Source organism: Acidobacteriota bacterium, assembly GCA_012517875.1.
Taxonomy (GTDB): Bacteria; Acidobacteriota; JAAYUB01; order JAAYUB01; family JAAYUB01; genus JAAYUB01.
Genome location: JAAYUB010000074.1, coordinates 1 through 24,595 on the forward strand (window position 1 = coordinate 1; position 24,595 = coordinate 24,595).

The 24,595-nt window shown below is 64.6% G+C and carries 18 protein-coding genes, 1 tRNA gene and 1 pseudogene; 15 read left to right on the forward strand and 5 right to left on the reverse strand.

All coding sequences use genetic code 11. The features are described from left to right. From GX414_07440 to GX414_07450, 3 genes are all read left to right on the forward strand, one after another. The coding region (locus GX414_07440; protein ID NLI46924.1) for an ATP-binding cassette domain-containing protein at positions 1–746 on the forward strand (746 nt) is incomplete at its 5' end. Positions 747–845: 99 nt separating this feature from the next. Continuing rightward, positions 846–935 (forward strand) — tRNA-Ser (locus tag GX414_07445). Positions 936–1,673: 738 nt separating this feature from the next. Further along, positions 1,674–4,019, forward strand: coding sequence for a YfhO family protein (locus GX414_07450; GenBank protein ID NLI46925.1), 2,346 nt, complete (start codon positions 1,674–1,676; stop codon positions 4,017–4,019). Between the two features lie 275 nt (positions 4,020–4,294). Here GX414_07450 and GX414_07455 read toward each other — a convergent pair whose 3' ends face one another. Then, on the reverse strand, positions 4,295–4,675 hold the full coding sequence (locus tag GX414_07455) for a hypothetical protein (GenBank protein NLI46926.1): 381 nt from the start codon (positions 4,673–4,675) through the stop codon (positions 4,295–4,297). A 110-nt stretch (positions 4,676–4,785) separates the two neighbouring features. Between GX414_07455 and trkA the strand changes: the two genes are divergently transcribed. The 12 genes and pseudogenes from trkA to GX414_07515 all read left to right on the forward strand — a co-directional run bounded on the left by trkA (position 4,786) and on the right by GX414_07515 (position 18,832). Next, positions 4,786–6,138, forward strand: coding sequence for a Trk system potassium transporter TrkA (gene trkA, locus GX414_07460; protein NLI46927.1), 1,353 nt, complete (start codon positions 4,786–4,788; stop codon positions 6,136–6,138). Next, positions 6,135–7,586, forward strand: a complete 1,452-nt coding sequence (locus GX414_07465) for a TrkH family potassium uptake protein (GenBank protein ID NLI46928.1) — start codon at positions 6,135–6,137, stop codon at positions 7,584–7,586. Before trkA ends, GX414_07465 begins: the two co-directional genes overlap by 4 nt. A gap of 295 nt (positions 7,587–7,881) precedes the next feature. Continuing rightward, positions 7,882–8,895, forward strand: a complete 1,014-nt coding sequence (gene aroF / locus GX414_07470) for a 3-deoxy-7-phosphoheptulonate synthase (GenBank protein NLI46929.1) — start codon at positions 7,882–7,884, stop codon at positions 8,893–8,895. Then, positions 8,895–10,454, forward strand: a complete 1,560-nt coding sequence (locus tag GX414_07475) for an anthranilate synthase component 1 (protein NLI46930.1) — start codon at positions 8,895–8,897, stop codon at positions 10,452–10,454. Before aroF ends, GX414_07475 begins: the two co-directional genes overlap by 1 nt. Further along, positions 10,451–11,023, forward strand: coding sequence for an aminodeoxychorismate/anthranilate synthase component II (locus tag GX414_07480; GenBank protein ID NLI46931.1), 573 nt, complete (start codon positions 10,451–10,453; stop codon positions 11,021–11,023). Before GX414_07475 ends, GX414_07480 begins: the two co-directional genes overlap by 4 nt. Further along, positions 11,020–12,054: an anthranilate phosphoribosyltransferase gene (gene trpD, locus GX414_07485; protein ID NLI46932.1), complete on the forward strand. Its 1,035-nt coding sequence runs from the start codon at positions 11,020–11,022 to the stop codon at positions 12,052–12,054. Before GX414_07480 ends, trpD begins: the two co-directional genes overlap by 4 nt. After that, the gene (gene trpB, locus GX414_07490) at positions 12,026–14,482 is read left to right on the forward strand and encodes a tryptophan synthase subunit beta (protein ID NLI46933.1); all 2,457 of its coding nucleotides are present in this window, start codon (positions 12,026–12,028) and stop codon (positions 14,480–14,482) included. Before trpD ends, trpB begins: the two co-directional genes overlap by 29 nt. Continuing rightward, positions 14,479–15,297, forward strand: a complete 819-nt coding sequence (locus GX414_07495) for a tryptophan synthase subunit alpha (protein NLI46934.1) — start codon at positions 14,479–14,481, stop codon at positions 15,295–15,297. Before trpB ends, GX414_07495 begins: the two co-directional genes overlap by 4 nt. Further along, positions 15,294–16,589, forward strand: coding sequence for a 3-phosphoshikimate 1-carboxyvinyltransferase (aroA, locus tag GX414_07500; GenBank protein NLI46935.1), 1,296 nt, complete (start codon positions 15,294–15,296; stop codon positions 16,587–16,589). Before GX414_07495 ends, aroA begins: the two co-directional genes overlap by 4 nt. Before the next feature lie 108 nt (positions 16,590–16,697). Then, a pseudogene (locus GX414_07505) lies at positions 16,698–17,264 on the forward strand (hypothetical protein). A gap of 60 nt (positions 17,265–17,324) precedes the next feature. Beyond that, complete coding sequence (locus GX414_07510) at positions 17,325–18,161, forward strand: NAD-dependent epimerase/dehydratase family protein (protein NLI46936.1); 837 nt, start codon at positions 17,325–17,327, stop codon at positions 18,159–18,161. Between the two features lie 104 nt (positions 18,162–18,265). Beyond that, positions 18,266–18,832 carry an isoprenylcysteine carboxylmethyltransferase family protein gene (locus GX414_07515; GenBank protein NLI46937.1) on the forward strand — a complete coding sequence of 189 codons (567 nt, stop codon included), beginning with the start codon at positions 18,266–18,268 and terminating at the stop codon, positions 18,830–18,832. A 6-nt stretch (positions 18,833–18,838) separates the two neighbouring features. Here GX414_07515 and GX414_07520 read toward each other — a convergent pair whose 3' ends face one another. From GX414_07520 to hemW, 4 genes are all read right to left on the reverse strand, one after another. Then, positions 18,839–20,479, reverse strand: coding sequence for a mechanosensitive ion channel family protein (locus GX414_07520; GenBank protein NLI46938.1), 1,641 nt, complete (start codon positions 20,477–20,479; stop codon positions 18,839–18,841). Between the two features lie 404 nt (positions 20,480–20,883). Continuing rightward, positions 20,884–22,284, reverse strand: a complete 1,401-nt coding sequence (gene purF, locus GX414_07525) for an amidophosphoribosyltransferase (GenBank protein NLI46939.1) — start codon at positions 22,282–22,284, stop codon at positions 20,884–20,886. Positions 22,285–22,300: 16 nt separating this feature from the next. After that, complete coding sequence (locus GX414_07530; GenBank protein NLI46940.1) at positions 22,301–23,335, reverse strand: low specificity L-threonine aldolase; 1,035 nt, start codon at positions 23,333–23,335, stop codon at positions 22,301–22,303. Further along, the gene (hemW, locus tag GX414_07535; protein NLI46941.1) at positions 23,325–24,497 is read right to left on the reverse strand and encodes a radical SAM family heme chaperone HemW; all 1,173 of its coding nucleotides are present in this window, start codon (positions 24,495–24,497) and stop codon (positions 23,325–23,327) included. The genes GX414_07530 and hemW overlap by 11 nt, the downstream gene beginning before the upstream one ends. Positions 24,498–24,595: the final 98 nt, after the last annotated feature.

A 24,595-nucleotide genomic window follows, 5' to 3' on the forward strand; every position in this document is an offset into this window, starting at 1 on the left:
ACGGCGTGAATCTCGGCTTTGACGACGGCGCCTTCGTCGTCGTGGTGGGCACCAACGGTTCGGGAAAAAGTACGCTGCTCGGCGCGCTGGCCGGCGAATTCTCCCTGGATGGCGGCCGGATCGAACTTGACGGAGTCGACATCACGAGCTGGCCGGTCTACCGGCGCGCCCGCTGGATCGGCCGGGTGTTTCAGAATCCGTTCGCGGGCACCGCTCCGGGCATGACCATCGCCGAAAATCTCACCCTGGCCGCCCGCCGGGACCGTCGGTTCGGCCTGGCGCGGGCGCTGTCCCGCCGTCGCCTCGAAACACTCGTCCAGAAGGTGCGGTCGCTGAACATGGGACTGGAGGACCGTCTGGATCACGAGATCGGCAACTTGTCGGGCGGGCAGCGTCAGGCGTTGACCCTGTTGATGGCGGCCTGGGTGAAACCCCGGCTGCTGCTGCTCGACGAGCACACTGCGGCGCTCGACCCCAAGACGGCCGCGGTGGTGATCAGGCTGACCCGGGAGATCGTGGGCCGAGACCGGCTCACCACCCTGATGGTGACCCATTCCATGCAGCAGGCGGCCAACCTCGGGGACCGGTTGATCATGATGCACCGCGGCCGGATCATTCACGATGTCCAGGAAGAGGAAAAGCGGCGGCTGCGGGCGGAAGACCTGCTGGAACGGTTTGAGGACGTGCGACGAATCGAGGCTCTCGACGCTTCCGCGGCCGATCTTCTGCGGAGCCGCTATATCTGAGCGCACAGCCCGCGTGGATCTACGACTTGCAACCGGAGCGACCCGGCCGTATAATCGGCCGCGGCGCGGGACACGCGGTTGCGCGGTCCCGCCTGCCGCGGAGGAGTGGCCGAGTGGTCGATGGCGGCGGTCTTGAAAACCGTTGTCCCTTTACGGGGACCGTGGGTTCGAATCCTACCTCCTCCGCCACTTTGAAACACATTACCACTCATTTCTGGTCATCTTGGTTTTGGTCGTTTTCTTCCGATCCATTCATGAGTCTAATTTTTTTTGGTTTGACGCCGGGTTGATCCACCCCCAAGACAATAAACATGGATCGTGCACAGAAAACATCATCTGTTACGCGATTCAACGTCGTACCGTCATCATTTGCTGATGGGTAGCATAGCATGTGGTCTTGAAGCGTCTCGTATGACATTCACGCAGTCGTTGCAGCATCCGAATAACAAGCTGTCATCACAACATCATCTTTGCTCGAGAGAAGGTCGAATCTGAAACTTGCCAAGCATTCGTGGGGTGGTTATTATATTTTGTACAAAGTTGACAATATGCACTCTTCGACAGGCGGTGCCGACAACATTCAAACGCCGGCCAAACAGCCCGGCCAAGAGCTTGGGACCAATCCTGAACCGATATTGCCGGGCAGGATTTCTAGATCATAGGCCACGTCGTCTCCGGGGTGGGCAGGGGAGGCATAACCAAAGTGGCGCCAGTAGAACCACAACAAGACCGGCTGTCTCTGCGCTTATGCGAGGGCATCGCCGACGTGGCAATCAGGAGCGCTCACGTCATGCAAGCGGACGACTGCGACGTAAGAGCTCCGAAAGATACTGTGCTTTACCTTGAGCCAAGGGAGTCCTTGCCTGCCTGTTGGCTTTCATCATCCGCGGGTTTTGGGAGGGAAGCTGAATTCGGGAGTATGCCGCCATGAAGGACGAACATCAGCTTCCACACGCATTGTGTCGAGCAAGTTTGGACTGGTTTTCTTCGACAGCAAGTCGTTACAAAGCGCTGGTGTTCATTGTCTTGGCATGGATGCTTTTTTTTCTGCCCGAACTGTTCGGTGAACGGGTCATATACCTCCGCGATATTATCAACCAATATTTCCCGCTGAAGATCTTCGTGGCTCGCGCTCTTAACGACGGTCACCTGCCTTTGTGGAATCCGTTAGTGAACTGCGGCGAGCCGGCGCTGGCTAATCCGGACTACATGGTGGTCTACCCAGGGTTTTGGCTGTATTACCTGATGCCAACAGTATACTTTTTCCAACTGCATTTTCTGCTCCACTACCTTGTTGGGGCGATTGCTTTTTATTTTTTTATCCGTCCCCATGTTCGTCGGGAATTGACAGCTGCGGCGGGAGGCCTGCTCTGGGTGCTAAACGGTTTTGCGTTGTCTCATGCCCTTTTTCAGAATTTGGTGACTTATGTAGCCCTGATGCCGCTCTTCCTGTGCGCCTTGCGTCGGGCGGTCTGGCGGCTCGACGGGCGTAACGTGGTGTCATTGGCTGGCGTTGTAGCGCTGGCCGTGCTGGCCATCGAGCCCAATTACTTCCTCTGCGTCCTGCTGGCCGGAGCGGTTTATCTGGTTCTGCTGGCTCATCGGAAGCGGCTGGCGATCCGCAGAATGGCTGTGCCGCTGGCAGGGGCGGCCGTGTTGGCCGGTCTACTGGCTGCTGTCCAGATCTTGCCGGCCTTGTCACTGGTAGCTGGCAGTCAGCGCAGCGCAGGTTCCGTGGATGACCGCTATGCCTTTCAGGGTGCGGACGTGTTGCAATTACTTCTCCCGCAGCCGTACGGGAATTTCCAGACAAAAATAACCTGGCAGCCCCAGCTACGAGGGGATTCGCTGCTGCCGTATTTTCTGTCGTTATATTTGGGTGGCGTCCCGCTGGCACTGGCTCTGGCTGGATTCGCAGCATCACCCCGCTGGATGAAAGTGGGTTCTGCGGTGGTGATCGGCGTCGGCGTTTGGCTGGCGATGGGTTCCGCCGGAGGATTGTACGCATGGCTTTGGGATTACGTCCCCCTGTTGGGATATTTGCGATACCCTGTCAAACTCCTGTTTCTGCCAATGCTGGTGATCGTTGTTCTAGCGGTACGTGGCATAGACGCCTTCCTGGACGCTGATTGGAGGCAACGACGAATTATTGGAAAGGTGCTTGTCGCCGCCTTAGGGGGAATGGCTGCTGCCGCCAGCCTCCCACTTTTCTTTCCGATAGGGATGGAAATGGATGCGGCGAGGCTGATGGCAGCCCGGCAATCTCTAGGTGCCCAACTTGTCATGCAGTGGATGTTGTTGTTTGGACTGGTCGTCATGTGCTTCATGCCGGAAAAATTGTTCCAAAGGGTGTGTTGCCTGGGAGTGTCAGTCCTGATAGGTGTGACCTTTACGGCTGGGCTGCCGATCCTGCCCACTCTGCCGTCTGACCGATTCGCTCCGGGAAACATTCTGTCCGGCTTGGGCTCCAATGATGGACCAGCGGCCAGTCGGATCGCCCCGGCGGGCAGACCGGCGGCCGTGCCTCCGGCACTCTGGCAAGAGGAGTTCCGACTGTATGAGGCGCTCGCACGCAACTACATGCCCCTGCTTTTGGGTTGCCGGAGTGGTTTGATTGGCACACCCGCTGTCATGGAAAGCCCGGGTAAACATACTTTTTTCCAAGCTCTTGGCAGCAACGCGATCCCTTGGGCAGAAGTGCGCAACGTGCTCAGGGCCCATTCGGTGCGCTATGTGCCTACACTTAGGCCTACCGGCGATCCGCTGGTGGCAGTGCGGGAGTTGGCGGACGGAGTGCCAATCTTCGTGCAGGCCCTCGCTGACCCGGTGCAGGAGCTGTATGCCCCCGAGAGGGTAGTGGCTGTTGCCGCAGGAGAATCGGCCCGCGTGATGTTTTCTCGGGTATTCGAACCTGGGCACACCGCTGTCCGGGAAGGAGGTCCGGCGGCAGCCTACCCCGACGACGGAGAATTTCGGGTACTATCGTACCGCAGATGGAACAACGGCATGGAGGCCAGTGTGTTCCTGTCGTCATCCCGCCTATTGGTGTGGAATGAAACGGGTGACCCTGGCTGGAAATTATGGGTGGACGGGGCCCCGGAACCCATCGTTCCAGTGAACGGGTTTTTTCAGGGATTCCAAATGGATGCAGGGGTTCACCAAGCGCGATTCGAATACCAACCGCCGTTTTTCACTGCTGGTGTAATCCTTTCGGTTCTTGGACTTGTTCTGGCGGTGCTCGCGGTTGTATTCGGCTGTTGTCACCGTAAATGACCGTCGAAGTAGGGTCAGCGGCCAGCCACAGCTTTGGCGGCACCGGGTGCATTTCCAACGGGATTGTCCGGTGCGAGTCCAGTCAAACATTGGAATCTTCGAAGCGATACCAATCACTGATACAATCTGCGGCATGAGGGCCGGTGCCCACACAGCTTTTCGTCCGTCGATATTTCTGCAAAAAGGCTGAATCGATCGAGGACCGACTCGGCCTGCACCAACCGCGCACCTTCACTCCGCGTGACGGCAGCGACCGTGGTCAATCTCGTTGTTGGTCAACGCGTCCGGAGCAGCAAGCGGGTGCCGCAGTACGAACAGGCGGCGGACTGAGTGCCGGTCCACCGGATCTGCCGGCCATCAACCGGACCGCCGCAATGGTCGCAGGTGTCCGGTAGCAGGTCCGGACGATATTCAGGTGCGGGCGACGTCGCCACGGTCGGCGGAGCTGGGGCGGCGGGTACAGGTTCCACCCCAAGGGGCGGCGGTGCCAGCGCCGCCGCCATACCCTTGGCGGCCATGCTGACCGCCACCAATACCAGGATGCCCGGCCACCACCAGCCGTGCCAGGCCAGGATGGCCAGCCCCGCCAGCCACACCACGGTTTGGATGTTGCTCCAGGGGCCGCCCGATTGTTGCGTGTCGTTGGTTTCCTTCATCGTCTGTTGCCCTTGTTGTCGGACCTGTTTGGGCCGCCGGGTGGTTATAACATAATCGGCCCCGCCCGCAGTTGATCAGCTGGACCGAGTCTGGGATAATGGGACCCGTCATGAAAATCATTATCGCCGGAGCCGGCGGGGTCGGATACCAACTGGCCGGCCAGCTCATCGCCAAAGAACACGACGTGATCCTGATCGAAAAGGATCCGGAGACGGCCAAGCACGTGGCCAATCACCTGGACTGCATCGTCATCAACGACGAGGCCAACCGGCTGGCGGTTCTCCGGGAAGCCGGGCTGGAATCCGCCGACTGCTTTATCAGCGTGACCGATTCCGATGAGATCAACCTGGTCACCGCCCTGATGGCGCACAGCGAATTTCACGTGCCACGCAAAATCGTACGGGTGGGCAATTCCGACTATATCAAGAGCAAGAGCTTCGGCACGTCGAATCTGGGCATCGATCACCTGATCAATCCGGAAATGGAAGCGGCGGCCGCCATCGCTCGCACGGTGCGGGAGGGCGCGTACAGCGACGTGTACCTCTTCAAGTCCGAAGCCGTCCAAATGCGCACACTGACCTTGGCCGAGGGCTCGCCGTTCGCGGGACAAACATTGCGGGACATGCGGTCGGCGCACCCCGGCGATTATCTCGTCGCTGCCATCATCCGGGATGATGAAATCGTGATCCCCACCGGACACGCGGTGCTGCAGAGCGGGGACATGCTGCAGATCGTGTCCGACAAGGAGACGCTGGAACGCCTGTTCGCCCGGTCCGGCCACTCGGTGATCGAGCAGTTGCGGGAGGTGATCATTGTGGGCGGCGGACGGATCGGCCGACAGGTCGCCAAGCTGATCAAGCAGCGGAAACGGCACGTCAAGATCATCGAGAGCAGCTACGTCAAGTGCAAGCAGCTGTCCGACGAGCTGCCCAATGTCACCATCATCCATTCCGACATCACCGACGAAGCGATCTTCGACGAAGAGCAGCTTCACAGTTACGAACTCATCATCACCACCACCGGCAACCAGGAGCTTAACATGCTCTCCGCCGCCTACGCCAAGACGCTGGGTGTCAAGCAGGCCATCGCCCTGGTGCACAACGCCAACTACGTCAAGATCGCCACCCGAATCGGGATCGATTCCACGGTCAGCCCCAAAGGGAGTGCCGTGGACGCGATCCTGTCCCATCTGACCGGCGGCAAGTTCCGTTCCGTGCATACCATCGCCGAAGGGCAGGCGGAAGTGATCGAGCTGACAGTGGACGAGCGATGTCCGGTGTTGATGACCCCGCTCAAAGACGTGCCGATGCCCGAGAACTCCCTGATCCTGTCGGTAATCCGAAAAAATCAGCACCACCTCCCGGACGGTAATTTCTGCCTGCAGGCCGGCGACGACGTCATCGTAATCAGCCTGCTTGAAAGCAGCAGCCAGATTGAGGAGCTCTTCACCGGTCCAGCATGAACATCCGTCAGGTCGTTCGTCTCATTGCATTCATCGTGCTCATCATCGCCGGTTGCATGACCCTGCCGCTGGCGGTGGCCCTGTTCCACGCGGACACCCGCAGCGCGTGGGCATTCGGCGTGACCATGGGGGTGGGACTGGGCGTATGCCTGCCGACGATCATCGGCCTGCGCCGGGAAAAACGCGATTTTTTGTCCACCCGAAGCAGCTTTCTGCTGGTGACCGGCGGCTGGCTGGCGGCCGCCCTGTTCGGATCGCTCCCGTTCATGCTGTCCGGGGCGATCCCCATGTTCACCGACGCCCTGTTTGAAACGATGTCTGGCTTGACCACCACCGGCGCGTCGATCCTCACGAATGTCGAAAGCCATTCCCCCGCGATCTTGTTCTGGCGATCCTTCACCCATTGGCTGGGCGGGATGGGGATCGTGGTGCTCACCGTGGCCATCCTGCCGCTATTGGGGGTGGGCGGCCTGCAGCTGATCCAGGCCGAGGCCCCGGGCCCCACGGTGGACAAGATCACGCCGCGCATCGCCGAAACCGCCAAGATCATCTGGCTGATCTACCTGGTGTTTTCAGTCCTGGAGACGGTTCTGCTGATGTGCGGCGGCCTGGGTCTGTTCGATGCGCTGACGCACACGTTCGCGACGATGGCCACCGGCGGCTTTTCCACCCAGAACGCCAGCGTCGGGCATTTTGATTCCGTATACGTGGACGGCGTGGTGACCGTGTTCATGCTGCTGGCCGGCATCAACTTCATTCTTCACTATCGGCTGCTCACCGGCCGGTTCCGCGACGTGTTCCGCAACAGCGAATTGCTGGTGTATCTTTCGATTTTCGCCGCGGCCACCCTGCTGACCACTTTCAGCCTGTATGGCGACGCCTACGCGCAGCTCGGCACGAGCCTGCGCCACGCGGCGTTTCAGACGGCGTCCATCATGACCACCACCGGATTTGCGACCGCCGATTATGAAACATGGCCGGTCCTGGCGCAATGCGTCCTGTTTCTCCTGATGTTCGTCGGCGGGTGCTCCGGGTCCACCGGCGGCGGGATCAAGGTGATCCGCATCATGATCCTGTTCAAGCAGGGGCTCCACGAAATGAAATACCTCCTCCACCCCCGGGGCATCTTCACCCTGAAGGTGAACCGCCAGGTCATCCGCAAGGACATCGGCTACGCCGTGACTGGCTTTTTCTTTCTCTATATGCTGGTGCTGGGCGGTGTAACCCTGGTCATGGCCCTGGCCGATCAGGATATCCTCACGTCTTTTTCCTGCGCCCTGACCTTGGTGGGCAACATCGGTCCCGGTTTCGGTGCGATCGGACCGGCTGAGAACTACGCGTATTTGCCCGGGGCAGTGAAACTGGTGCTCACTCTGGCCATGCTGGCCGGACGCCTGGAGCTGTACACCGTCCTGATCCTGTTCACACCCATGTTCTGGCGGAAATAACTCCGGTTGCGCTCGATTGAAAAAAGTCTCTTGACAGCGAACGGTTCGACACTTACAATCCCGCCGATGATGCGCAATCAGAAAGCCGACATCCGGATCACGTCCTGCGCCAACTGGTTTTGGTGGAGCTGGCGTTTTGCCGAAGCGGCGTGGGTTTCGCATCGCCCCCTCTGATCTAAACCTCCAATCCAATTGACGACAACCCACCCGCGAGGGTGGGTTTTTTGTCGCCTCTTCGACGCCCACCCCAACCGGTGTGGCGGCCGCCGTGGAGCGGACACAGGAGAGTGACGGCATGATCATCGTTCTGAAACACGAGGCGACCCGGGCGCACGCCGATGTCATCCTCGCGGCCATCAGCCGCGAGGGGCTCAAACCCCTGTACATGCCCGGTACCGAACGGGTGGTGCTGGGGGCGCTCGGCGACGAGCGGGTGCTGGCGGGCCTGCACCTGGAGAGTCACCCCATGGTGGATCGGGTGGTGCCGATTCTGTCCCCCTACAAGCTGGCCAGCCGGGAGCTGTATCCGTCGGAGACAGTCATCGACGTAAGTGGCCGGCTGGTGGGCGCGCCAAACTTTTCTGTCATGGCCGGCCCCTGCGCGGTGGAGAGCGAGGCGCAGATCCTGGACACGGCCCGCCGGACGAAGGCCGCGGGCGCGACTTTCCTGCGCGGGGGGGCGTTCAAGCCGCGCTCGTCGCCCTACTCCTTCCAAGGACTGGGCGAGGAGGGGTTGCGACTCCTCCGGCAGGCGGGCGATGCCACCGACCTGGCCGTGGTCACCGAGGTGATGGCGCCCGACGAGGTGGCGCTCGTGGCCGCCTATGCCGACGTGCTCCAGGTAGGCGCGCGGAACATGCAGAATTTCCGGCTGCTGCGGGAGGTCGGACAGGCCGGCCGGCCGGTGCTGCTCAAGCGGGGCATGGCGGCGTCGCTGGACGAGTTCCTGATGAGCGCGGAATACATCCTCAGTGAGGGTAACCCGGCGGTGATTCTGTGCGAGCGGGGGATCAAGACATTCGAGACGGCCTACCGAAACACGCTGGATCTGGCGGCCGTACCGGTGCTCAAGAGTCGGACCCATTTGCCGGTGATCGTGGATCCGTCGCACGCCGCCGGATACCGGGAATACGTCATCCCGCTGGCCAAGGCGGCGCTGGTCTGCGGCGCCGACGGGATCATTGTGGAGGTGCACCCCGAGCCGGAGCGCGCGCTGTCCGACGGGCGGCAGTCGCTGTACCCGGCTCAGTTCGATGAGCTGATGAAACAGCTTCGGCGGCTGGCCAAGGCCGAAGGGAGGATTTTGTGATGCCGCCGCACGTCACGCCGGGTACCCTGGACACGGTCTACAAGGTGCTGGACACCACGGTGGACCCAGTGGGCCTTTTCCACCGCCTCCGCGAAGGTTCTCACGCCTTTCTGCTGGAATCGGCCGACCTCATCGAGAAGTACGGTGACAAGAGCACCGGCTGCGTCGACCCGTCTCTGCGGATCACCGCGAAGAACAGCCGCTTCGCGGTGCGGGCGCTCAATGCCCGCGGCCGCCGCTACCTGGCGCATCTGGGCGGGGCCTTCCCCTTTGCCGAGGAAGTGGCAATCGTCGGTGACGTGATCACGGGACGGGTGCGCCAGCGGTCGAATGTTCAGGACGAGGACACCCGGCTGAAATCGAGCGACATCTTCGACGTGCTCCGGGCGGTGGTCTTCCGGCTGGAGCCGCGCATTCGGCTGGACATCCCCTTCGGCGGTCTGTACGGTGTCATCGCCTACGACGCGGTCCGGGCGGTCGAGGCGCTGCCGCCCCAGCCCGACGACGGGCTGCCCGACCTGGACTTCTACTTCGCGGATAACCTGTTCGTGATGGACCACCTGCAGAACAAGACCTATCTCATCTCCAACCTGCCGGTGCTGGACGGCGCGGACAGCGACGCCCGGTACGACTGCATGGAGACGATCCGGCGGTTGGAAGAGGCGGTTCGGGCGGCGGAGCCGTTCCGCTGCCCGCCGGCGCCGGCGGTCGGGCCGCCGGTGGTGTCGGTGTCTGACGCCGACTTCTCGGCGCAGGTCACCCGGATTCAGGAGCACATCAGCCGGGGTGACATCTTCCAGTGTGTCTTGGCGCGGAGCTTCCGCGTGCCGGCCGCCGAGCCGCCGCTGCAGGTCTACGCCCGGCTCAAGGCGATCAACCCCGGACCCTACATGTTCTACTTCCAGGCGCCGGAATACGTGCTGCTGGGTTCCAGTCCCGAAACCTGCCTGAAGGTGTCGGCCGGCCCGGAGCGGACAGTGGAAATCCGGCCCATCGCCGGCACCTTCCCCCGGGGGCGCCGCGACGGCCGCATCGATCCGGAGCTCGACTCCCGTTACGAGCTGGACCTGCTCCAGGACACGAAGGAGCTGGCCGAGCACTGCATGCTGGTGGACCTGGCCCGCAACGACATCGCCCGCGTCGCCGAGCCGGGCACGCGCCACGCGCCCGAACTGCTGAAAGTGGAGAAGTATTCGCACGTTCAGCATCTGGTCTCCACGGTGCGGGGAAGGTTGCGAAGCGACCTCGACGCGCTCCACGCCTACAAGGCCACCATGAACATGGGCACGCTCACCGGGGCGCCCAAGATCAAGGCGATGGAGCTGATCTGCCGGTATGAACCCGCCGCGCGCGGTTTTTATGGCGGGGCGGTCTGCTACCTGACCCCGCGTGGCGATTTCGATTCCTGCATCGTCATCCGCTCCATCCTGCTGCGGGATGGCACCGCCGAGGTCCGCGCCGGTGCCGGCATCGTCCATGACTCGGTGCCCGAGCGCGAGTGCGAGGAGACGTGGCGCAAGAGCCGGGCATGCCTCGAGGCCTTGGGAGTGGCCTCATGAACGTGTTGATGATCGACAACTTTGATTCCTTCACCTACAACCTGGTGGACGAGCTGCGCGGCCTGGGTGCGGCCGTGCGCATCCACCGCAACGACCTCGCGCCCGCCGACCTGGCGCAAGTGCTCGGGGAACTCCGGCCGCGGCTGATCGTGCTGTCACCGGGACCGTCTTCCCCCGCCGAGGCGGGCATCTGTGTACCCCTGATTCGGCGGTACCATCCGGAATATCCCATCCTGGGCATCTGTCTCGGGCACCAGTGCCTCATTGAGGCGTTCGGCGGTGTGGTGGGTCGGTCGCCCGTGCCGGTGCACGGCAAGAAATCGCGGGTGACCCACGCGGGCACGACGCTGTTCGACGGCGTGCCGCAAATCTTTTCCGCCGGCCGGTACCACTCGCTGTGCGGGATGGAAATCCCGCCGCCTCTTCAGGTGACCGCCACCGCCGACGGCGTCCCCATGGCCGTGGAGGATCCAGCCGGCCGGCTGACGGGGCTGCAGTTCCACCCCGAGTCGATACTCACCGCCCACGGCAGCCGGATTCTGGCCAACGCGCTGCGGAGGCTGCCATGAGCACCGCGGAAGGCATCCTGACGAAGCTGTCCCGGCGGCAGGACCTCACCCGCGAGGAGTCGCTCGGCTTCATGCGCTCAGTGATGGACGGCTCCTGGTCCGACGCCCGCGTAGGGGCGGCACTCATGGCGCTGAACCTGAAGGGGGTGTCGGTGACGGAGCTGGCCGCCTTCGCGGAGCTGGCTCGCGCCGCGGCGGTGCGGATCACGCCGCGGGCGCGGCCGCTGCTGGACACTTGCGGCACCGGGGGCGACGGTTGCCGCACGTTCAATATCTCGACGGCGGCGGCGTTCGTGCTGGCCGGCTGCGGCGTGGCGGTGGCCAAGCACGGCAACCGATCGGTGTCATCGCGCTGCGGCAGCGCCGACGTGCTCGAGGTGCTCGGCGTGAACGTGCAGTTGCCGCCGGAGGGCGTCCGCCGGTGCATCGAGACCGCGGGGATCGGCTTCCTGTTCGCACCGGCCCACCACCCGGCGTTTCGGCGGGTGGGGGAGATCCGTCGGGAACTGGGTTTCCGCACCGTGTTCAACCTGCTGGGGCCGTTGCTGAATCCGGCCGGGGTGAGCGCCCAGGTCATCGGTGTCTACGACGCCGCGCTGACGGAGCTCGTCGCCGGCGCGCTGGCGCGGCTGGGCCTGGCGGACGCCATGGTGGTCCACGGCGACGGCCTGGACGAGCTCACGCTGGACGGCCCCAACCGGATCGTCTGGCTGCACCGCGGCTGCGTGCAGACGTTCACCCTCCACCCGGCCGAGACCGGTTTGGAGAGCGTACCGCGGGAAGCGCTGGCCGTGGACGGGCCCGGGGCCAGCGCGGATGTCGTGCGGCGCGTGCTGGCGGGTGAGCGGTGTCCCGGCCGGAACGTTGTGTTGCTCAACGCGGCGGCGGGCCTGCTGGTCGCGGGGCGGGCCGCGTCGTTCGCCGACGGCGTCGCCCGGGCCGCGGCGGCTGTCGACTCGGGCCGGGCGGCGGCCAAGCTGGAAGACTTGAGGAGGTACAGCCATGATTTTGGATCAAATCGTCGCCCATAAGCGGACCGAGCTGCCGCGCGGCGCCGACTTCACGCGGCTCAAGCCCGCGGCGCGGAGCCTTCGCGCCCACCTGCGGGGACGGCACCATCTCATCGCCGAAATCAAGCGGCGATCGCCGTCGGCGGGCGAACTGGGCGGCCGATCCGTCCGCGAACTGGCGATGGGATACGACCGCTACGCCTCGGCCATATCGGTGGTCACCGATCGACGATTCTTCGGCGGCGACCCGGCCGACATCCGGCGGGTGAAGGCGGTCACGGCGCTGCCGGTGCTGCGCAAGGATTTCATCATCGACGAGGCCCAGATTCTGGAGTCGCGGGCGCTGGGCGCCGACGCCGTGCTCCTCATCGCCGCACTGCTGTCGGTGGCGGACCTGCAGCGCTTCATCGCCGTCGCCGCTGGCCTTGGCATGGACAGCCTGGTAGAGGTGCACACCGAAGCGGAGTTGGACAAAGCTCTGGCCGCGGATGCCGGAATCATCGGGATCAACAACCGGGATCTGAACGATTTTCGGGTGGACCTGGAGACCACGCTGCGACTGAAGGAGCAGATCCCCACCGACCGCCTGGTGGTGAGCGAGTCGGGCATTGCCAGCTTGGCCGACATCATCCGGCTGGACACCCACGCCGTGCTCGTGGGCACGGCGCTCATGCGCGCCGCCGACCCGGCCGAGCGGCTTGCGGCGCTGCGACGGCCGAAAGTGAAGGTGTGCGGCGTGACCCGAGCTGAGGACGCGGCGGCGGCCGTTGCATCCGGCGTCGACTACATCGGCTTCAACTTCCACCCCGGCAGTCCGCGCTACATTGAGCCGGAGCACGCGGCGGCGATCACCCGGGAGCTCCCCAACACCGTGGCGGCGGTGGGTGTGTTCGTGGACGCGCCGCGGGCAGCGGTGCGTCGTGTCGTGGATGTGGTCGGCCTCGACGTGCTCCAGTTCCACGGCCGCGAAAGCGCCGCCTATTGCCGCGGCTGGACGCAGCCGGTGATCAAGGCGTTCCGCGTGATTGAGAGCCTGCCGGATGCCGACGGCTACCGCGTATTCGCCCGACTGTATGACAGCGGTGACGGAACGCGGTTCGGTGGCACCGGCCGTTCGTTCAACCACCGGCTGCTGGCCGGCGTGCCCGGCAAGGTGTTCCTGGCCGGCGGGCTCGGGCCCGAGACGGTGACCGACTTGCCGGTGGATCCCTTCGCCGTGGATGCCTGTTCCGGCTTGGAGACGGCGCCGGGGATAAAGGACGCAGTCGCCGTGTGGCGGTTCGCCCGCGTCGCCAAGGACCGCACCCGTTTCGGTCGGTTCGGCGGGCGGTTCGTCCCCGAGACGCTCATGGCGGCGCTCGACGAGCTGGAGACGGCTTGGGGCCGGGCCATGACCGATCCGGCGTTCGGCGCCGAGCTGACGCGCCTGCTCAGGGACTACGCCGGCCGGCCTACGCCCTTGTATCTGGCGCGAAATTTCTCTGCGGCTGCGGGTGGGAAAGTATATCTCAAGCGGGAGGATCTCCTCCACGGAGGTGCCCACAAGACCAACAACGTGCTGGGACAGATGTTGCTGGCGCGCCGCATGGGCAAGACGCGGGTCGTTGCCGAGACGGGCGCCGGGCAGCACGGCGTCGCCGTGGCCATGGCCGGCGCCTTGTTCCGCCTGCCGGTGGAGGTGTACATGGGCGTCGAGGACATGGCCCGCCAGCGCGTCAACGTGGAGCGGATGCGTCTCTGCGGCGCCACGGTAACGCCGGTGGAGACTGCGCCCGGCTGCGGCACGCTGAAGGACGCGGTGAGTCAGGCGCTCCGTGACTGGACGACAAACGTCCGCACCACCTATTACCTGCTGGGGTCGGTGGCGGGCCCCTATCCCTATCCGGCGGTGGTGCGGGATTTCCAGAAGATCATCGGCCGCGAAGCGCGGGAACAGATTCTAAAGGCGGCCGGACGGCTGCCTGATGCGGTGGTGGCGTGCGTGGGCGGCGGCTCCAACGCTATCGGAATCTTCGATGCGTTTCTGGGGGACGCCGGAGTTCGTCTCGTGGGGGTGGAAGCCGGCGGTGACGGCGTCCGCCACGGCGCGTCGCTCGGCGGTGGGCGCGAGGGGATCTTTCAGGGGGCCCGGACCATGGTGCTGCAGGATGCCGACGGCCAGATCGAGGAAGCGCACAGCATCTCCGCCGGTTTGGACTACCCGGGCGTGGGCCCGCAGCACGCCCAGCTGCAACGTACCGGCCGGGCCGATTACGTCAGCGCGACCGACGCCGAAGCGGTGGCGGCCTTCCGACTGCTGGCTCGCGCCGAGGGGATCATCCCGGCGCTGGAATCGGCCCATGCCTTGGCCCATGTGCTGAAGATGAACCTTGGATCCGACGACGTGGTGGTGCTCAACCTGTCGGGACGAGGCGACAAGGACTTGGCGACTGTGGAGGCGCAACCATGAACCTGACCCAACGACTGCATGATTGCCGCCAAACCGGCCGGCTGGCCTTCATGGCCCACGTATACGCCGGCTATCCCGACGCAGCGTTCACCCGGCGGCTGATCGACGTGCTGGCCCCGGCGGTGGACATCCTGGAATTGGGCATCCCGTACAGCGACCCGCTGGCCGACGGTCCGGTGTTCCAGGCCGCTTGCCGTCGCGCGCTGGAAAACGGAGTTCGACCCGCTGACGTGTTCCGCTTGGCGGCGAGGCTGTGGCCGTCAGGGTTCCGACGGCCCGTCGTGCTCACCACGTATGCCAATATGGTGTATCAGGCAGGACCGGCCGATTTTACGGCGCGGCTCGCCGAGGTCGGTGTCCAGGGTCTCATCGTGCCGGATCTGCCCGTGGACGAGAGCGGCGAGTTGCACCGGACCTGTGCCGATGCAGGGGTGCACCTGATTCAGCTTGTGGCGCCCACCACACCGCTGGCGCGGCTGGAGCGGATCCTGGCAGCGGCATCCGGATTTGTCTACCTTGTGTCGGTGGCGGGAGTGACCGGAACCGATCAGGCCGCGGACACCGCGTTGCAGCAGCAGGTGGACCGGATTCGGATGCGGTCGGACCTGCCGCTGCTCGTCGGTTTCGGTATCAGCAGCCCGGAACAGGCGATGGCGTTGCAGGATGTGGACGGTTTCATCATGGGCAGCGCCATCGCCCGGCGGGTGGCGCCGGACCGGCCGGACGACGAGGCGCTGGCCGACGTAGCGGGGTTCGTCCGCCAGTTTCGGGACCTGCCGCGGCGGGACGGAAACGGCGACGGGGGCAAGGCATGAACGTTCGGATGCATGCTTCGACGGTCGCGGGGACGGTCGCAGCGCCAGCCTCCAAGAGTGTGATGATTCGAGCCGTGGCGGCGGCCCTGCTGGCAACGGGGCGGACGGTGATCCGGAATCCGTCCCGTTGTGACGATGCCCGGGCGGCCCTGACGGTGGCCCGGGCGCTGGGCGCCCGGGTGGCGGTGCGGCGGGACCGCGTCACCGTGACCGGCGGCTTGGCGCCCGTGGGAACTCCGCTGGATTGCGGGGAATCGGGGCTGGCGGCGCGGCTGTTCCCGGCCATCGCGGCGCTGGGCGTCAGTGAAGTGACCATCACCGGACGGGGATCGCTGCTCCGCCGGCCGTTGGGGCTTATCGAGCCTCCGCTCCGGCAACTGGGCGCGGAGTGTGCGAGCACGAACGGCCATCTGCCCCTGCGGGTGCGGGGGCCGCTGCAAGGCGGACAGACCGAGGTGAACGGCGCGCTCACGTCCCAGTTCCTGACGGGCCTGCTCATGGCCCTTCCCTTAGCGCCGCAAGACTCGGTCCTTTCGGTGTGCGGATTGGCCAGCCGTCCGTACATCGACCTGACCCTGGCGGTGATGCGCTCGTTCGGGGTGACTGCCGAACACGAGGAGGATGGGGGGTTCCGCATCCGCGGCAATCAGCGGTACCGGGCAGCGGACTGCATCGTGGAAGGAGACTGGAGCGGGGCGGCCTTTCTCTTGGTAGCCGGGGCCGTAGCTGGTGACATCGTCGTGACGGGATTGGATCCGGCCTCCACTCAGGCTGACCGCCGCGTCATGAACGCGCTGGTGGCGGCCGGTGCGGCACCTGAATGGAACGCCGTTCCCGGAGGGCCGTCGGCAATGGACGGTGTGCGAATCTCCCGCGCGGACTTGTGTGCCTTCGAGATCGACCTGACCGATGCGCCCGATCTGTTTCCACCCCTGGTGGCCCTGGCGGTCCACGCCCGCGGGCGAAGCGTACTGGGCGGCGCGGAACGTCTGGCGCACAAGGAAAGCGATCGAGCGACTGCGCTGATCCGGATGTTCACAAGGCTCGGTGGGGACGTCCGTCGGGAGGGGAACGTCCTGGTGGTGGCCGGCGGCCACCGGCTGGCAGGCGGCACGGTGGACGCCGGGGGCGACCATCGCATGGCCATGGCCGCGGCGGTGGCGGCGCTCGGCGCCGCGGCTCCCGTGACCATTGTCGGCGCGGAGTGCATCCGCAAGTCGTACCCCGACTTCTTCGCTGACCTGGCCACGCTCGGCGCCTGCTGTGTCCGACTGGCAGCGCGATCATCGTAATGACAATCGCCATCGATCGCCGGGTTACCGCCGCGGTTCGCCGCCGGCGTCTTTCCATCCCCGATCATGTTATACTGTCGCCGGTGTTGGACCACCTGAAAAGACGCGATGCCGTGGATTGATTACCGGAAGAAGCTGAAATCGCTCTACGGTCCGTCCGCAACTGCAGTGGCCCAGGTCGAGGTGCCGCTTCAGAGCCACCTGATGGTGGATGGCGTCGGAGACCCCAGCGACTCTCCGGAATTCGCCGCCGCCGTGGAGACACTGTTCGCCGAGTCGTATGCCGTCACGTTCATGGTGACTAAGGGCCCGCTGGCCGTGAACCACAACGTGATGCCGCTGGAAGGACTGGGGTGAGTCGATGACATGACTCGATTTTCGATCCACGAAGAGTCGCACTGGCGGTGGACCCTCATGATCATGTAGCCGGCTCTCGTCACCGGGGCGCTCGTGGAGCGCGACGTGGCCGAGGTGCGGCGCCAGGCGGCGCCTGTGGCTATTGATCGGCTCCGCTGCGCGGTCCTGGTCGAGGGCGCAGCAGTGGCGAAGGTGCACCGCAACACCGAATCCCTTGGCCGGCGGCTGGCGGGAAAGCGTCATGAGATCTCCCTCAGCGACAGCCGCAAGGCCACCCCGGCCAGGTGGAAGACCATCATCCGCCGACCGGTGGGTTGATGGATATGCAGCAGTCGATGACCAACCGTCGGCGTCGATTATTCGGGGCAGGAGGCGTGTGTGTTCCCTCGATCCGTCGTCGTCACGGGTGCCAACGGGCAGGTGGGCGGCCGGCTGCTGGCTGAATTGGTGCAGCGCGGCATCATGCCGACTGCGCTGGTACGCAAACCGTTCGTCGTGGAGGGCTGCCGCTCTATTGCCAATTGGCTGGTGGTGGACGCCGCCCGAGACGTCATCCGCACAGCCGAGGCGGTGGTGCATCTGGCGGGAGCGCTGAATCCGCCCGACCACGACTACATGAAGGCCAACGTGCTTCCCGCCGACCGACTGATCCAGGCCCTCGAGGGCGGACGGGCGCGACTCGTGGTGTTCCTGAGCTATCTCGGCGCGTCGGAAACCGCCGCCAACCCCTACCTCCAGACCAAGGCCCGCGCCGAGCAGCTGATCCGGGACACCCGGATTCCGCTGGCCGTGTTCCGGTGCGCCCATATCATCGGTCCGCCGGAGGCGCCCGGACCCACGGCGAGCGCCTTGCTCGCCGGACCGACGGAGCGGGTGACGGTGCTCGGCAGCGGCCGGCAGCGCGTCGCGCCCGTTTTCATCGGGGATGTCGTGAACGCCATCCTGGCCGCGCTTGAGTCGGGCGAAAGCGGGATCTTCGACCTGCAGGGTCCTGAGGAGATGGCGATGGACGATCTGGTGCGCCTGCTGAACCGCAACGAGCGGGTGCCCATCCGCCACATCCCCGCCATTTTGGCCCAGCTCCTGCAATATGTGGGGCCGAAGCTCCCCGGTGGCCTCATCGACATCATGCTCCGCGACAGCCGGAGCGAGAAAGCCACAGCAGCTCCAGCTTTGGGTCTCCGGTTGAATTCCCTGCGCCAGGTTTGGTCGTAGGGATTCACGTTACCGACGGAGCCATAATTTTCGATGCCCGTGGCATCACGCGTCGTTTGAACAAACAGTGGAACCCGAACATCCGGCGGTCGAGGGCGGGTCCCATGCTCAGGATCATACTGTGGTCGGTGGTGGCGTTGTTCCCCGTGTCGGAGATCGCATTGTCGATCATCAAGCGGGCTGATGCAGCGTGCGCTCGACGGGAGGACCGCGGTTCGCTGCGGCTGCTGTGGTTGATGATAACCCTCGGCGTAATCCTGGCGGTGGCGTTCAAATGGATGCCTGCCGCCCGGTTTCGCCTGCCGGGTGAATGGGACCAGTTCGTGGCCCTGGGTCTCCTGGTGTCGGGGCTGGTGATCCGCTGGTCGGCGATCATGGCGCTCGGCCGGCAGTTCACAGTCGATGTAGCCATTCATACCAATCATGAGCTGGTGCAGCGGGGCTTGTACCGCTGGGTCCGCCATCCGTCATATACCGGGCTGCTCATCGCTTTTTTGGGTTTGGGGATCGCATTCGCCAACTGGCTCAGCTTGGCGGTCCTCATGGCCCCCATCACGTGGGCGGTCATCCGCCGGATCGAGTGCGAGGAGCGGGCACTCCACAAGGCCCTGGGCCCGGCCTACGCCGCCTACTGCGCCCGCACGAAGCGGCTGGTCCCGGGCCTGTTCTGATCGCGGTCACTCGCGCGGCGGTTCGGCCGGACTCTTGTACCATTCGTCGCGGGAGACCACCTTCGGTTTCTCGGGATCTCCCTCGTAGGCCGGCGTCATGATCTGCACGCCGTACTCGTTGAACACATCCAGGATGGAACGGTGCAGCTGGGCGTAGAGCGGGCCCATGTTCTGAGGCTGGTCACTGTAAGCGTTGATCTCGTAGACGACGCAGAAATCGCCCAGCGAGTTCAGCAAGACGAACGGCGGGGGTGTTTTGAGCAGGCCGGGCGTCCGGTCCGCGGCCTGGAGGAGCATGGCTTCCACCTGCCGCCACGGGGTTTCGTAGCCGATCCCCACCGTCGTATGCAGGATCAAGCCGGGCGACTGGGCCAGTGAACTGTAGTTCGTCACGTCTCCGTTCAGGATAGAGGAGTTGGGGATGATAACCTCCTCGTTCTTGGGGGTGCGGAGATGGGTCACCTGCAACCGCATGGTGGTCACGTCGCCGGTCACGTTCCCGATCTTGACCCGGTCGCCGAGCTTGAACGCCTTGCGGTAGGTCAGGGTGTAACCGGCCAATAGGTTGGAGATCACCGACGAGGACCCCAGGGAGAAAACGACACCCAAGAAAAGGGAAACACCCTTGAAGGCCGCCGAGTCCGAGCCGGGGATGTATGGATACGCGACCACGAGGCCGAAGGCGACCACCAACAGCCGGACGATCTTGTAGGTGGGGTGCGCCCATTCCGGATCGAAGTACGAGAAAGTGATCGTACCCTTGGCCACGGAGTCAAAGAACATGCGTATCAACCCGAGCACCCAGCGCACGATGAAGAACAGGATCAGGAGAAAGATCAGGTTCGGAAGCTGACTGACTATCGAGCTCAAGATGGTTTGAAGTGGTCGGATGATCCAATTCGCCAGGCTCGCATGGATGGGCCGGGTCCAGGGGAATAGTCCGAGCACCACGTAGACGTAGAAATAGGCGGCCAGGATGATGCCCAGGGTCAAAACGCTGCGCAGCCCGCGGCGGATGATGCTGCCCACCTTCTGGGCGCTCCCCGCTTGCAACGTGTCTACGCCCATGGAACGGGCCCGGTCTTCGATCCTGACGACCAGGCGGCGCATGATCCGGCGCCACAGCCAGGCCAACAGAGCCAGGATGGCCGCCAGGATCCCGGTGTAGCCAAGAGCCAGGAAGACGTTGTTCCAAACGGCTTCGGGTTGCCGTTCCGCCCGATATGTAACGATCGCCTGGCGGATCCGGTTGCAGACGACCCCCGCCAGCGACTTGCGGGAAACGCCTTCCAGATCGCCGTCGGCATCGATGATGCTGAGCAACCGGGTTTTTCCGGCCGTGATCACGGACATCGAGTCCTCTTCGACTACAGCCAGGTTTTGCGGGTTGAATTTCTTGTCGCGGGCGGCGGTTTCAATCCGGGCGGAGACAACGCTGGCCCGCTCCTCGGCGGGGAAGGCTGAAATCCCGCGGAGTAAGAACAGGGTTCGGCCGTCCAGCTCGACCGGAGCCGTGGCGATGGCCTCATGGAGTTCCTGTTGCGCCGCATTGGGTTGAGCATCCGGTGTTTGGGCCGCGACCGCCGCGGTGGTGACGCATAGGACCACCAGAATGCAAAATCGAAGCGTTTTCGGGCTTCTCGTCATGTGTGCCTCCCGGATTTCGTAACCCGTCAGAGTGTTCTCTGAGTAATCCTGATTTCTTATCGGCAGTCAAACCGTCAACAGCGTCCGGATAAAATACCGGGGAATCCCGGCGGCATCCGTTTTGACCGCAACTTCGGCGTGGTGATCGACCCCTCGGTACGCCGGCTTAAGTCCCGCACGGTGCCGCTCCTGTCGATGCTGACCGGTGAAAATGCCATAATTATAATCGGGTTTCCTCGGCGAGTCACCTGGAGAACCGATGGCGGAAAATTCAGAGATCAGGGCCCACCCGGGTCATCCTCACGCAGACTCGGGCGGCTCATGGGCCGGCAAACCGGTGAAACGTGAACCGGTGATTCCGGCGGCCGGCACGGTTCAGCCGCCCGCCACTCGGGGCGCAGGGATCAGCACTGCGACTTCTTGCCGGGGATGGGGGTGCCCACTGGGTAGCGGCCGTCGAAGCAGGCGGCGCAGAACTGGGAACCGTTTTCCACGATGGCGAGGAGATCTTTCAGCTCGAGGTATTTGAGCGAGTCCGCTTCCATGTGGATGCGAAGCTGCTCCTGGTTGATCTGGTTGATGATGAGCTCCTCATAGGTGGGCGTGTCGATGCCGTAATAGCAGGGAAACTTTACGGGCGGGGAGCCAATCCGGACGTGCACCTCGCGGGCGCCGGCCGAACGGATCATGCGCACGAGCTTGCGCAGCGTGGTGCCGCGGACGATGGAGTCGTCCACCAGCACCACTCGCTTGCCGGTGAAGAAGCCGGCCAGCGGATTGAACTTCTGCTTCACCGACTCGTCGCGGAACTGCTGCACCGGCTTGATGAAGGTGCGGCCCACGTAGTGGTTGCGGATGAGTCCCATGGAGTAGGGAGCGCCGCTGGCCTCGGAGTAGCCCTGGGCGATGAAGTTGGATGAATCGGGAACCGGCACGACGCAATCGGGCGTGAAGTCGTCATAGCCGGCCAGCGTCTGGCCGATGCGCTGCCGGATGCGGTAGACCTGCTTGCCGTACTGGAAGGAGTCGGGTCGGGCGAAGTAGATGAGCTCGAACACGCAGTGCGCCGTACCGGGCCGGTGGTCGCTGCGGAAGAACCGGGCGTCGGTGCGGATCGAGGTCATGCCGGTGGGCCGGAAGACAAGAATCTCGCCGGGCTCCACCTCGCGGATGTTGGTGGTGCGCAGGATGTCCTGGGCGCAGCTTTCCGAAGTGACGGCCCAACCGTCTTCGAGCTCTCCCAGCAGCATGGGCCGGAAGCCGTACGGATCGCGGAAGGCGTACATCTCATCGGGCGTCATGAACACGGTGGAGAACGCGCCCTCGAGCTGGGTGAACAGGGTCTGGATGGCCGCGACAGGGTTCATCCCCTCGCGCTCCAACAGGTGGACCAGCAGCCGGATCATGGCCTCACCGTCGTTGCGGGACGCCAGGTACACATGATTCCGGTTCAGCTCTTCGCGGAGCGAGGCGTAATTGATCAGGTCGCCGTTGGACGTCAGGGCGTAGCGGGGGCCGTTGAGGGTTTCCACCAGGTGCGGCTGGGCGTTTTCCAGTGTCGCGCCACCCTGGGTGGGGTAGCGGACGTGGCCGACGGCGCAGTGGCTGTGCAGCCCGGCCAGCACGTCGGAGGTGAAGACCTCCTTCACCAGGCCCATGGCCTTGAGCAGCCGGATCCGGCCGTCTTCCGCCCAGGCCAGGCCGCAGCTTTCCTGGCCGCGGTGCTGCTCGGCAAACAGGGCGAGCGACGCCTGTTCCGGGATGTCACGCCGCTGGTGCGTGTAGATACCGACGATTCCGCACATCAATCCACCTCTCGGATCAGAACTGCTGGCGGAACAGCTCCGCCAAGATTTCCAGGCAGCGGTCCACCATGGGGAAGGTGATGTCGCGGTAGGCCACCAGGCGGATCCGGTCGCCGAAGCCCGAGGCAATCACGTCCTGCTCGGCGAGGAGGCGGAGCAGGTCCGCGGCGGACCGTCGCGGGTGATCCACCCCGAAGATCAGGATGTTGGTCTGGGTGGCCGCCGCGTTCAGACGGATGAACGGGTATTGCTGGAAAAATCGCACGAAGCGCCGGATCTTTTCGTGATCGTCAGCCAGGAGCGGGGGGATCGTGTCCAACGCCACCAGCCCCGCGGCCGCGAGCACGCCCGCCTGACGCATGCCGCCGCCCAGGCGTTTGCGGTGCACCCGGGCCCGGGCGATGAACTCGCGGGTGCCGGCGAGCAGGGAGCCGACGGGAGCACACAGCCCCTTGGACAGGCAGAACATCACCGAGTCGGCGTCACGCGCCAGCTCCGCCACCGGCACGCCGAGGGCCACGGCGGCATTGAAGATTCGGGCGCCGTCCAGATGAATGGGCAGGGTGTGGGCATCGGCGATGGCCCGCACGTCGGCCATGTACGCGGGTTCCAGCACGGTGCCGCCAGCCAGGTTGTGGGTGTTCTCCAAGCAGACGAGGCCGGCGTTCGCCCGGTAGTACACCTGTGGCTGGATGGCGGCGCGGATGTCAGCCGGCGCCATCCGTCCGTCCACACCCGGCAGCACTCGCGGGAGCAGGCCGCCGAAGACGGCCATGGACGCCAGCTCGTAATTGTAGACGTGGGAGGCCGATTCGCAGATGACCTCGCTGCCCGGCGCGCAGTGGCTGAGCAGCGCCGCCGCGTTGCCCATGGAACCTGTGGGCATGAACAGCGCCGCTTCCTTGCCGGTGAGCTCGGCGGCGCGGGTCTCGAGCGCGTTGATCGTGGGATCCTCGCCGTAGACATCGTCGCCCACCACGGCGTCCATCATGGCGCGGCGCATCTCGGGTGTCGGCTGGGTGAGGGTGTCGCTGCGCAGATCAATTCGCATCGAAGAGTTCCTGGAGGATTTCGTTGCTGACCAGCATCCCCTGGGGGGTGAGGCGGAACGTGCCATTATCGTCCAACACCAGGGAGGGGACAATATTTTTTTTCAACGCTGCCGCCCACTCCGGCGGAAACGGCCGTCCCAGGCGGCGCTGGAACTCGGCGCGGGAAACACCGTCCACCAGGCGCAGCCCCAGCATGACGAACTCGCGGGCCCGTCGGGTCCAGTCCCACGCGTCTTCGCCCGCTTCGGCACGCCTGCTTGCGGCCGTACAATCGACGTAAGCCCGCAGCCGGCGCTCGTTCCACCAGCGCCGCCGGCCGTCGAAGCTGTGGGCGGCCACGCCCAGCCCCAGGTACGGCGCCAGGCGCCAGTACTTGAGATTGTGCCGGCTGCGGCGCGCCGGCGCGGCGAAGTTGGAGATCTCGTACTGGGGCAGTCCGGCGGCGGCCAGGCGCGCCGAGGCGTTAAGGTAAAAATCGGCCACCGCCTCATCGGGCGGCATCCGCCAGCGGCCGTCGCGGATCCGGCGTGCCACCGCCGGGTGGTCGTCGACGTCCAGCAGGTACATCGAGACGTGGTCCGGCCGGAGTCCCAAGCAGAACTCCAGGCTCTCCACCCAGCGGGTCGGCCCCTCATCGGGCAGTCCCAGGATCAGGTCCATGGCGATGTTCCCCACGCCCGCCTCGCGGAGCGCCGCCACCGCCGCGGTGACAGCCGCGGAACCGCCGTGGCGGCGGACCGCGATCAGGGTGTCGGCGTGAACGGTCTGCACTCCCACCGTGACCCGGTTCACCCCGGCGGCAACCCACGCGGCGGCCGCTTGCGGATTAACGTCTTCGGGATTGGATTCCAGGGTGATTTCAGCGTCCGGTGAGATGGTGAAAACGGCGCGCAGGCGATCCAGCAGGCGAGCCACCGCCGCCGGCGGCAGCAACGACGGGGTGCCGCCGCCGAGGTAGACGGAGTCGAACCGGGCGAACGCCGGCTCTGCCCGCGCGGCTGCGGCGGCCGCCTCCCGCTCCACCGCTGCGAGGTAAGGTTCCGCCTGCGGCCCCAGGGGAAAGGTGACGAAGTCGCAGTACAGGCACTTCTCCCGGCAGAACGGCAGGTGGATGTACAGCCCGGCAGCATCAGCCCATGGATGTTGCGATGCTAAATCCATTGTCCATCACGTGGTGATTCATTTCCGACCCGGTCGACCGTGACTATTGTACACGCGATTGGTTTGATGGAGTAGCGGTTCACCTGGCCGGGATATCT